This is a genomic window from Streptomyces sp. NPDC058576, assembly GCF_042718715.1.
Lineage (GTDB): Bacteria > Actinomycetota > Actinomycetes > Streptomycetales > Streptomycetaceae > Streptomyces.
Genome location: NZ_JBHXPF010000023.1, coordinates 69,624 through 80,303 on the forward strand (window position 1 = coordinate 69,624; position 10,680 = coordinate 80,303).

General features: G+C 68.3%; 11 protein-coding genes. 5 read left to right on the forward strand and 6 right to left on the reverse strand.

Going from position 1 to position 10,680, the window contains the following annotated elements; translation table 11 throughout:
• Nucleotides 1-302: 302 nt before the first annotated feature.
• Nucleotides 303-914: a hypothetical protein gene (locus ACFWRV_RS18300; protein ID WP_384335588.1), complete on the reverse strand. Its 612-nt coding sequence runs from the start codon at nt 912-914 to the stop codon at nt 303-305.
• Nucleotides 872-1,522: an ATP-binding protein gene (locus ACFWRV_RS18305; RefSeq protein ID WP_384335591.1), complete on the reverse strand. Its 651-nt coding sequence runs from the start codon at nt 1,520-1,522 to the stop codon at nt 872-874. The genes ACFWRV_RS18300 and ACFWRV_RS18305 overlap by 43 nt, the downstream gene beginning before the upstream one ends.
• On the opposite strand from ACFWRV_RS18305, the gene ACFWRV_RS18310 reads away from it, so the two are divergent.
• Nucleotides 1,521-2,768 (forward strand): helix-turn-helix domain-containing protein, encoded by a 1,248-nt coding sequence (locus ACFWRV_RS18310; RefSeq protein ID WP_384335594.1) that lies wholly within the window; start codon nt 1,521-1,523, stop codon nt 2,766-2,768. The genes ACFWRV_RS18305 and ACFWRV_RS18310 overlap by 2 nt on opposite strands.
• A gap of 50 nt (nt 2,769-2,818) precedes the next feature.
• On the opposite strand, the gene cutA is transcribed toward ACFWRV_RS18310, so the two are convergent.
• Nucleotides 2,819-3,145 (reverse strand): divalent-cation tolerance protein CutA, encoded by a 327-nt coding sequence (gene cutA / locus ACFWRV_RS18315; RefSeq protein ID WP_384335597.1) that lies wholly within the window; start codon nt 3,143-3,145, stop codon nt 2,819-2,821.
• A 275-nt stretch (nt 3,146-3,420) separates the two neighbouring features.
• Between cutA and ACFWRV_RS18320 the strand changes: the two genes are divergently transcribed.
• Complete coding sequence (locus ACFWRV_RS18320; RefSeq protein WP_384335600.1) at nt 3,421-3,687, forward strand: helix-turn-helix transcriptional regulator; 267 nt, start codon at nt 3,421-3,423, stop codon at nt 3,685-3,687.
• Between the two features lie 120 nt (nt 3,688-3,807).
• The gene (locus ACFWRV_RS18325) at nt 3,808-5,244 is read left to right on the forward strand and encodes a tyrosine-type recombinase/integrase (RefSeq protein WP_384335603.1); all 1,437 of its coding nucleotides are present in this window, start codon (nt 3,808-3,810) and stop codon (nt 5,242-5,244) included.
• 151 nt (nt 5,245-5,395) lie between these two features.
• Here ACFWRV_RS18325 and ACFWRV_RS18330 read toward each other — a convergent pair whose 3' ends face one another.
• From ACFWRV_RS18330 to ACFWRV_RS18340, 3 genes are all read right to left on the reverse strand, one after another.
• Nucleotides 5,396-6,631: a serine hydrolase domain-containing protein gene (locus tag ACFWRV_RS18330; protein ID WP_384335678.1), complete on the reverse strand. Its 1,236-nt coding sequence runs from the start codon at nt 6,629-6,631 to the stop codon at nt 5,396-5,398.
• A gap of 134 nt (nt 6,632-6,765) precedes the next feature.
• Nucleotides 6,766-7,155 carry a DUF1048 domain-containing protein gene (locus ACFWRV_RS18335; protein ID WP_384335606.1) on the reverse strand — a complete coding sequence of 130 codons (390 nt, stop codon included), beginning with the start codon at nt 7,153-7,155 and terminating at the stop codon, nt 6,766-6,768.
• A 2-nt stretch (nt 7,156-7,157) separates the two neighbouring features.
• A complete protein-coding gene (locus tag ACFWRV_RS18340) occupies nt 7,158-7,487 on the reverse strand; it encodes a PadR family transcriptional regulator (protein WP_384335609.1) in 330 nt (109 codons plus the stop codon).
• 406 nt (nt 7,488-7,893) lie between these two features.
• Here ACFWRV_RS18340 and ACFWRV_RS18345 point away from each other — a divergent pair, with 406 nt between their 5' ends.
• Entirely contained in the window at nt 7,894-9,333 is a 1,440-nt protein-coding gene (locus tag ACFWRV_RS18345; RefSeq protein ID WP_384335612.1) for a basic amino acid/polyamine antiporter, read from the forward strand.
• Between the two features lie 49 nt (nt 9,334-9,382).
• Nucleotides 9,383-10,639, forward strand: coding sequence for an arginine deiminase (locus ACFWRV_RS18350; protein WP_384335615.1), 1,257 nt, complete (start codon nt 9,383-9,385; stop codon nt 10,637-10,639).
• The last annotated feature ends 41 nt before the right edge of the window (nt 10,640-10,680 follow it).

Below are 10,680 nucleotides of genomic sequence, written 5' to 3' on the forward strand. Positions count from 1 at the left end.
GCGAGAGGCTGAAGCCACGCCCCTGAACCTCACCGGCGGGCACGGCGAAGAGGTCGATGCCCTCTTCGCTGGGCGCCGACGGGGCGGCCTACCGGATGGCGAGGAGCGCTTCGCCCAGCTCGCGGTGCGGCAGGAGGCGCGGCGCACGATCGGTGTGTCCCTCGAAAGTCATGGTCAGCCCTCGGTCAGGTGTATGTGAAGGTGAAGGCGAGCGCGACGCTTACGGTGGCGATCAGGGCGATCTGGGCGCTGATCTGCCGCCAGCCCCAACCCTTCCTGTCCATCCAGCGCAGTGGATACCTTCAAGTCGGCGCGACGGGCTCCTCGGAGATCACGAGGTGGAGAAACGCCCGGCAGTGCTCGCCCAGATGTTTGATCACGGCGTGGTACTCGTCGTCATCGGAGCTGATGTTGTGCCGGTCGAGGACGATCACGCCGTCGGCCAAGCCCTCTCGGAGCTGCCGCTCGGCTTCCCGCCAACCAGGTCGATCCCAAGGCGGCGTGTAGACGCCCTGGCGCGCACTGGATGCCGGGAAGTACGTCGTGCTCACCGGGACGACGGCCACATCGTGGAGCCGGGCGGCGATCGCGTAACCGAGTTGGTCGGCCTCAGCCTGCAGCGTCCCCCAGTCCTCGTCAGGTCGGGCCCTCGGACTCGGTACCAAGCTGTACGCCAGCACGCGCAGCGGCTGATCGTCCTGCGTGTCAACGACCTGTCGGTAGAAATGCTGTCGGAGGCCTCGGAGTTGGCCAGCTCGGGACTGGCGCTTCATCCGGGGAGAGGTGCGGGGCCCTCTCGGTTGGTCATTGCCAGCAATCGGCGACCCACCGCCGGCGTGCTTCTCCCGCCCCCGGTCGAAGGCAACGAGGCTCAACACGTCGGGTCCATACTTGACTGCATCGTGCGGCAACATGGGGGTGCCTCCGTGAGGGTGGGGATAACCGCGTACGTAGTTCGGCCGCCGTCCGCGACGCCCCACCGAAGCGACAGGCAGGCGACGAGGTGCAGCCCTCGACCACCGAGGCCAGCGGCACTTGCACGTCGTCGCCTGGCCGGTGCGGTGCTGTCGTCGGTGACTCGGATTAGAAGCTCGTGGTCGTCGTGTCGCAGTCGCAGTCGGACATCCCCGGAACCATGGATGATCGCGTTGGACACCAACTCCGAGACGACGAGCCGGGCGTCCTCTGCCGGCGCCTCCGGCAACGACCACTGCTTCAGCACGGTGGCCGTGGTTCGTCGTGCTTTAGCGACGTGCACATCCTTCGGCTCCATGGCCATCTCGAAGACGTGAGAGGTCAGCGGGCACCGAGCGGTCGCGGCGCCGACATCGTGGGCGCCACCGTCGTCGCCCCCAGGTCGGGGTGGCGTTGCTGTCCGGTGCGTGGTCATGCGCACATCGCACCGTGGCTGCGCGATCCGGAACAGGGGAAACCGGAGGGGGGAAATCTCTGTCAAGGGGGGAAAACAGGGGGGAGTTGAGGGGAGTATTGGCTTTCTCCCACGGATAGGGGTCAGACTCATGGCAGTGGATCCATTTGCCGAGCTGCTCCGTCACCTGCGGCGTAGGGCGAATCGGACGCAGGACGAGCAGGCCGGTGCGATCAACGCCGCTTCCGGCCGGGCAACGATGACCCGCCGAGAGGTCAATCGGTACGAGAACGGTGCCAACGTTCCGACGGACCACACCCTGGGAAACATCGCTTTGGCCTGCGGCGTCCCGCTGGAGCCGCTGCAGCGCGAGGCGAAAGCCGCTCGTGCCAGGCGGCGGGAGAAGAACAAGGCCGAGGCGGAGGACCTGGACGACGTGAAACGCCGAACGCTGCTGGGAGGCGCAATCATCGGTGCGGCTACGGCTGCCGAGCCGTGGGGCCGGCTGGCCTATGCACTAAGCAAGGGTTCCAAGATCGACCCTGCGTCAGCGGGGGTGCTTATTGATCATGCGGCCGGGTTGCATGTGGACGAGCTGAACGAGAGCGCGCTCAGCCTGCAGTCCCGGGTCGAGGCGCACTTGGACGCGATCACCGCAGCCCTTCCCCGCGCCGGAACCCACGAGCGAGCGCTGACCATCGCGGCGGGAGAGACCGCAGCTCTTGCCGGATGGGTTGCCTGGGACCTGGGCGAGCACGACAAGGCCGCCTCCTATTACGGAGTGACCTCGGAGTGCGCGAAGAAGGCTGGGCACCCCCCTCTGCGCGCCCTCGCTCTGGGCTACGCGAGCTACGGTGCCCCCAGCCGTGCGAAGGCGCTGGAGATGCTTTCGCAGGCAGCTCAGGACGTACGCGGACGTGGCAATGCAACCGCCGCAGCGTGGGCCCTGGGCCGGTACGCGGAGGAGGCCGCTCAGTCAGGCGATGACGCTGGCGCCCTTCGCGCGCTGGAACAGGCCAGGTTCGCCTACGACTTCGCCGACCATACGAGCGAGCAGGCGTGGGTCCGCTTCGTGACGCCGTACCGGATGGACTCCTTGACCCTCTCGGTCTACGGCGAACTCAGGCGTCAGGAGCTGACGGCCACAGCCGACTCCGCAGTCGAGCGCCTCGGTGGTGAACTATCCGAGTCCGGTGTGGTCGTCCTGGGGGACCTGGCGTCCGCACTTCTGCGCGGCGGCGACGTAGACCGCGGGGCCTACGTCGCGCACCAGTTCGCAGCAGCCGCGGAGTCGAAGCCCAACACCATGGGCCGTCAGCGGGCGCAGGCCATCGCTGCCGGGCTCCCCGACACCGAGCATGACCTGGCCCGCCACCTGCTGACGTTCGCGGCGCTGTGAAGCGTCCAAGCGCACAGGCTCAGTGAGAGCGAGGTGCTGTCGTGGCACCCCTACTGCGGGCGCGTCTCGTCGACGACCCAGGCCAAGTACGCCTCCGACCCTCCGGCCACAGGCAGCGTGACCCACTGGGGGACGTCGTACGGGTGCCTCTCGTGCAGCCAAGCCTCCAGCGCGGGGAGGCGATCCGACGACGTCATGTAGGAGATCCGCCACTCCTGCGCCGCTTCGACCTTCCCCTGCCACCAGTAGAAGGCCGTGATGGGCGCATCGATGTGAACGCCCGCCGCCAGTTTGCTCTCAACAGCGCCTCGGGCGAGGGTCTTCGCCTGCTCCTCGTCGTCGCTCGTCGTCTGCGCGATCACGATCTCAGGGTCCATGCGGCTACCTCTCCAGCTCGGGTACCGCGACCCTATCCATGTGTTCGACGCAGGCCAGCGAGAGGGGCGGAGGCGGCGCGCAGTGTTCGGAGCCCTGCTCTCGTTTACACACCTCATGCCTCGGCCTTAGCGCAGCGGGCAACCAACGTTAGCTGCTATGGCATCACAAGATCCATTTCAGCACCCTCCTCTGTACCGCAAGAATCCGGTTCGTCCAACTCGCCCTTTCTCTGGAATCTCTTCCTGTCATCGCCCCACACGACAGGAGTCGAACCATGCCTGAGCCGCGCGCAACATCCCAGACCGCTTTCTTGACCCTCCCCAGGGCTGCCGACTACCTCGGTATCTCACCCAACACGTTGTACGTCTGGCGACACCGCCGACAGGGCCCTCCCAGCTTCCGCATGGGACGGCGCGTGATGTACCGGATCACGGCGCTCGACGAGTGGGTCTGCGATCAGGAGCGAGCGGACTCCCGCTGCAACCGCGCCCTCGACCCGCTGAACCGGAAGCCGCAACGGCGCTCGAAGGCCATGACGTAACGCGGTGGCTTACGCGTCCGGTCTCCCCGAGAAGAAGTTCTCCGCACAGGGATTGGATCGTGCCGCAGATCGCGTTAGCACCGACCAGCTCATGATCACGCACCACTGGAGGGCCCCGTCATGGCGGGTTACATAGAAGACCGATGGCTGAAGAAACGCCCCGACAAGCTGACCGGGAAGCGGGAGCGAACCGCGATCTACGGCACCGGGAAGCGCTACCGGGTGAAGGGGATTCCTGGCATCCAGGACCGGTCGTTCCACACGAGCGAGGACGCGAAGCGGTGGCTCGCCAGCGCCAGGACGGACTCCAGCCGTGGTGAGTTCGTCGATCCCCGCAAGGGGGAGATCCTTCTCGCCGATTACATCGCCGACTCCTGGTGGGCTGGCCGCTCCGACGAACCCTCGACGGCTGACCCGATGCGCAGTCGCATCTGGAACCACATCATCCCGTTGGTGGGCGACTATGCCCTGCGTGAGATCGACGCGTCCGCTCTACGGACCTTCAAGGCAGCACTGCTCACGAGGGTCGAGGAGTCGACGGCCGAGGTGATCTGGGGACATCTGTCCTCGATCCTCGGCAGTGCCGTCGACGACCAGCGTCTGCTGCGCAACCCGATGAAGGCGAAGAACAGCGTCAAGCCCCCACGAGCGATCGACAGCAAGGCCAAGGCGTGGTCACGTGATGTCGTCGACGCCGTCCGCGCGGAGTTGCAGGATCGCTACCAGATCGCTGTCGATCTCGGCATCGGCCTCGGGCTGCGCCAAGGCGAAGCATTCGGTCTCGCCGAAGAGGACTTCGACTTCGCGGCTGGAGTCGTCCGCATCCGCCGCCAGCTCAGGTGGGACATGAAAGGTCGCCCCTATTTCTCCCTCCCAAAGGGGCGCAAGACCCGCGAGGTCCCCCTGCCGGCCAACCTCGCCCTCCGGGCCCGAGCTCACTTCCGCCGGTTCCCGTCGACTTCCTGCACGTTGCCCTGGCGGAACCCGGAGGCCCCGACCACCGCGCTCGAGGAGCGCCAGCGGAAGCCGATCACGGTCGAGCTGATCCTCACCTCGTCGCACGGCAACCGCATCTACTACCGCACCTGGAACGACCGCAGCTGGAAGCGTGCACTCGCCGCCGCCGGCCTGATCAAGCCCGTGGGCGAGAAGGTACGGCACGACGGCAACCGGGTTCGCCGGGTCCTGCTCTACGCCGCCCCCCGCGAGGACATGTTCCACGTCCTCCGCCACACCTACGCGAGCGTGCAGCTGGAGGCCGGTGAGTCGGTCGTCAGCCTGTCCAAGTGGCTCGGGCACTCGACACCAAAGGTCACCCTCGACCACTACGCTCACTTCATGCCCGGTGCGGGGCAGCGAGGGATCGCCGCGATGGATACCTGGCTGCGGGACCCCTCCCGGCCGAAAGTCCCTGAAAAGTCCCTGCTGGCATGCAGGGCAGCTCATCTACCTCCGAACATGCAGGTCAAGGGCATAGTGCAACAAGGCACGGACATGTCCGTGAAGTACAAGGAGACGGCGCGGGGCGGGCTCGCGGTGAACATCATCGAGTGCTGATCCGGTAGGCCCTGACCGGCGCGTTCGTAGGCCGGCGCCGCCTCCGAGGACGAAGACGGCGCCGGTCAGGAGTGAGGTGCTGTGCGGCCCTGCTCATGGACCGCACGGGAGCGGACGGTCGGTTGCGGACCGCCCTCGGCCGGCGGGCGGATCAGTGGTCGATTGCCTGGTAGAGGGTGGTCCAGAAGTCGTGCATGGCCCGTGCGGAGTCCGGGGTGGACATGCCGGTCTGGGTGAGGAGGATGCCGACCAGCTGGTGGTGCGGGTCGGCATAGGTGGTGGTGCCCGCTCCGCCGTCCCAGCCGAACTGGCCGATGGGCGCGTAGTCGCCGCGATAGGTGCGTACGGCCATGCCGAAGCCCCAGCCGCCGTGCTGTCCCGTGCCGTGTGCCAGATGAACGGCGTTCCGCGCCCAGGCCTCTCGGGCGGACAGTTGCTCGGGGGTGAGGCGGTTGGTGGTCATCAGCTCGACGGCGGGCCGGGACAGGATGCGCCGGCCGTCGTGTGTCCCGTGGTTGAGCAGCATCCGGAAGTAGGCGTGGTAATCGTCAGCGGTTGAATCGAGTCCGCCACCGCTGGAAGCGAACGCCGGAGGGGTGCTGTGGTGTCCGCCTTCAGCCGGGTCCTCCACGGTGAACTCGCCGGTCTCCGGGACGGGGGCATACAGAGGAGGCAACCGGTGGATCTTGTCGGCGGGCACGTGGAACCCGGTGTCCCGCATCCCCAGCGGCTCGAAGATGCGCTCGCGCAGGAACGTCTCGAAGGGCTGGCCGGTGACCCTGGCCACCAGGACCCCGAGCACGTCGTCGCTGACGTTGTACATCCACCGCTCGCCGGGCTGGTGCATCAGTGGCAGAGTGCCCAGGCGGCGCATCCACTCGTCCGGTTCCACCGCCGGGAGCAGCCATCCGTTCTCGCCGTAGACCTTCCGCTCGAAGTAGGCGGCCATCATCGGCGAGCCCAGGGCCGTCGTGTCCAGCCCGAGCCCACAGGTGGAGGTGAGCAGGTCCCGTACGGTGATCGGACGCCGCGCCGGAACGGTGTCGTCCAGCGGGCTGTCGGGCCGCTTGAGTACGTGCCGTGCGGCCAGTTCCGGCAGCCACGCGTCTATCGGGTCGTCAAGCCGCAGCCGGCACTCGTCCAACAGGACCATCGTCGCGGCGACCGCGACCGGCTTGGTCGTCGAGGCCATGCGGAAGATGGTGTCCCGGCGCATCGGTGAGCCGCCGTCATGGCGCATCGTGCCGATCGCTTCGACATGGGTTTCCTCGCCCCGGCCGACCAGGGCGACGAGTCCGGGAATCTTCTTGGACTCCACGTGCGCTTCCAGTACCTCGCGCAGGCGGCGCAGTCCTGCCGCGGAGAAGCCGTTGTTGTCGTTTCCCATCATGAGTCTCCTTGCACGCAGTGGTTGATCTCGACGGTGCCGCCGATGGGCGGCCGCCGGGTAGGACCGCGCGGCCGCGCTGCGACAGGCAATGAGGTGGGGCGATCGGCGCCCGAGTGGGCGCTGCGTGGTGATCAGGCCGTCGCGTCTTCGGTCCCGGCGCTGATGCCGGCCGCGCGTTCGATGTCCTCGGTCAGCTGCTTGCGGGCGCGGGCGGGGACGTAACCACCCTCCGAGTAGTTCCGGGCGAACTCGTCCGCGAACTCCACCGGGTCTTCCCCGACGATGCCGCCGATCGGCGTGCCGTCTGCCGCGGCCTGCTCGAACAAGTCGGCCAAGTCCTCGAACATCGCGGCGTTGCTGTCGCCGTCGGTCGGCACGAAGTGCATCAGGTACCGCTCGATCGCCTCGACGGCTGTGCGGTGGCTCTCGGGCAGGTCCTTGACCCGCCCCTTGTACGCCCGCCAGCGCTTCTTGGGCCCGATCACCTTCATGAGGAATCCGTTCTTCTCGTCACCGGACATAGCTACTTGCCTCCTTCGCGGAGCTGTTCCAGTCGTTCCGAGAGGAAGCTCCATGTCCTCCAGAACTCTTCGAGATACGCACGCCCCTGAGCGTTCAGGGAGTGCACCTTGCGCGGCGGCCCCTTCTCCGAGGGCACCTTCTCCACATCGACCAGGCCGCGCTTCTCCATCCTCAGAAGCAGCGCGTAGACGGTGCCTTCGGCGATGTCGGGGAACCCCTGCTCCCGCAGCGACGCGGTGATCTCGTAGCCGTAGGCGGGCCGGCCGGACAGGGACGCGAGGATGAGGCCATCCAGGGTGCCCTTGAGCATCTCCGTCAGCAGCTTGGCCATGGGACACCTCCTTCGGGGTATTCGGTGTCGCTGAGTACTGGTACACCGTAACGCTGACTACCGGTACTTAGCAAGAAGGAATAGCGGACTGCCCACGGACGCGCGGCGGGCCGGCTCGCGGCCACGGGGAGGTTTTCCGCGCGCACCTCTCCGGAAACCAGGCCCAGGGCATGACCTCCGGTCGGCCGGGGGGCGCTCGCGAGGCCGGGCGGGCGTCCCGCGGTCGCGCACCCGCCCCCCGGCCGCACACCCGCCCTCCGTGAGAACCGACGCGTGACGCGGCCGCCGAGGCCCTTCACCGCCACCCCCGCGACCGAGGGGCCCTCGGCTCCCATTCCGGGACAAAACGCCCGATGTATTGCTAGCTTTCCCTGGTTGGCCGATGACCGTATCGACGAGGGAAACCATGAGCCATCCCGAGGCCCCGCCGCGACCGGCCGCCAAACTGACGCTCCTGACCCTGACCGCGATGGTGGTCGGCTCGATGGTCGGGGCCGGAGTCTTCTCGCTGCCGCGGCGGTTCGCGCAGGAGACCGGGGTCGCGGGGGCCCTGATCGCCTGGGCGGTCGCCGGGACGGGCATGCTGATGCTCGCCTTCGTCTTCCAGGCGCTCGCCGTCCGCCGGCCGGACCTGGACGCCGGGGTCTACGCGTACGCGAAGGCGGGCTTCGGCGAATACCTCGGCTTCTTCTCCGCCTTCGGCTACTGGGCCAGCGCCTGCGTCGGCAACGTCACCTACTGGGTGCTCATCATGTCGACGGTCGGCGCGGTGGCGCCCGTGCTCGGCGACGGCGACACCGTGACGGCGGTGGTCGTCTCCTCCGTGGGGCTGTGGGGGTTCTTCCTGCTCATCCGGCGGGGTGTGAAGGAAGCGGCGGCGATCAACCGGATCGTCACCGTGGCGAAGATCGTGCCCATCCTCTTCTTCGTCGTGCTCGCGCTGTTCTTCTTCGAACCGTCCGTCTTCGCCGACAACTTCAGCGGGATCGACGAGGCCGGCACCCTCTTCGACCAGGTCCGGGGCACCATGCTCGCCACCGTCTTCGTCTTCCTCGGGGTCGAGGGGGCCAGCGTCTACTCGCGCCACGCCCAGCGCCGCGAGGACGTCGGCCGGGCCACGATCCTGGGCTTCCTGAGCGTGTTCGCCGTCTTCGCCTCCGTCACGATCGTCAGTTACGGGCTGCTGCCGATGGCCGAGATCGCCGAGCTGCGGCAGCCGTCGATGGCCGAGGTGCTGGAGTCGGCCGTCGGGACGTGGGGGAAGGTCTTCATCAGCGTCGGCCTGATCGTGGCCGTGCTCGGCGCCTACCTCGCCTGGACGCTGATGGCCGCCGAGGTCCTCTTCGTCGCCGCCCGGGACAAGGACATGCCGCGCTTCCTGGGGCGGTCGACGGCCGCGGACGTGCCCGAGAACGCGCTGCTCCTGACCACCTGCCTGAGCCAGGTCGTGCTCGTCGTGACGCTCTTCTCCGACGACGCGTTCTCCTTCGCCCTCGATCTGACCAGCGCGCTGAGCCTGATCCCGTTCCTGCTGGCCGCCGGCTTCGCGGTGAAGGCCGCGGCCCGGCCGGAGCGCTGGGGCGCGGTGGGGCGCACCACCCGGCGCGAGCTGGTGATCGCCGTGGTGGCGACGCTCTACACCGCGTTCCTGCTGTACGCGGCCGGGCCGAAGTTCGTCCTCGTCTCCCTCATCCTCTACGCCCCGGCGACCTTCCTCTTCGTCAAGTCCCGCAGGGAGCAGGGGCGCAGGCTCTTCTCGCCCGGCGAGGCGGCGATCTGCGCGGTGTCGGTCGTCGGTGCGGCGGTCGGGATCGCGGCCCTCGCCGCCGGCTGGATCGAACTCTGAGCGCCCGTACCCCGTCGCCCCGTCGCCCACACCGAGTGAAAGGCCCAACGTGACACGTACCGCCCCCGATTCCGCCCTCGGCGTCCACTCCGAAGTGGGGCGGCTGCGCAAGGTCCTGGTGTGCGCCCCCGGGATGGCCCACCGCCGGCTGACCCCGACCAACTCCGACGATCTGCTGTTCGACGACGTGATGTGGGTGGAGAACGCCCAGCGGGACCACGCCGACTTCGTCGCCCAGCTCACCGACCGGGGCGTGGAGGTCGTCGAGCTGCACGCGCTGCTCGCCGCCACCATGGAGATCCCCGAGGCCAGGTCCTGGCTGCTCGACCGGAAGATCGACGCGAACGAGGTGGGCCTCGGCCTGGTCGACGACACCCGGGCCTTCCTCGACACCCTGACGCCGCGCCGGCTGGCCGACCACCTGATCGGCGGACTGGCCATCGCCGACCTTCCGGAGGAGTTCCGTTCGGCGTACGTGGGCCTGGCGCGGGAGGGCACCGGCGGGCGGGAGTACCTGATGCCGCCGCTCCCCAACACCCTCTACACCCGGGACACCACCTGCTGGCTCTACAGCGGGGTGACGCTGAACCCGCTCTACTGGCCCGCCCGGCACGACGAGACCCTGCTGATGAAGGCGGTCTACACCTTCCACCCCGACTTCCGGGGCTCCACGATCTGGTGGGGCGACCCGGAGAAGGACTGGGGGCGGGCCACGTTCGAGGGCGGGGACATCATGCCGGTCGGCGACGGCGTCGTCCTCATGGGCATGAGCGAACGGACCTCCCGCCAGGCGATCACCCAGGTCGCGGCGGCGCTGTTCGCGCAGGGGGCGGCCGAGCACGTCATCGTCGCCGGGATGCCGAAGCTGCGCTCGGCGATGCACCTCGACACGGTGTTCACCTTCGCGGACCGGGACATCGTCACGCTGTACCCGCGCATCATGGACGGCGTCCACACGTTCTCGCTGCGGCCCTCGGACCGGGCGCCCGGGATCGAGATCACCGACGAGGGGCCGACGCCGTTCACCGAGGTCGTGGCCCGCGCCCTGGGCCTGCCCCAGCTGCGGGTGATCGAGACGGGCGGCGATATCTACGCCTCCGAGCGCCAGCAGTGGGACAGCGGCAACAACGCGGTGGCCCTGGAGCCCGGTGTGGTCTTCACCTACGACCGCAACACCCAGACCAACGCCCTGCTGCGGCGGGCGGGGGTGGAGGTGATCACGATCGTCGGCGCGGAGCTGGGCCGGGGCCGGGGCGGCGGGCACTGCATGACCTGCCCGCTGATCCGCGACGCGGTGGAGTTCTGACGGCTCACGGGCACGGGCGCGGATTCCCGTACGGGTCCGGG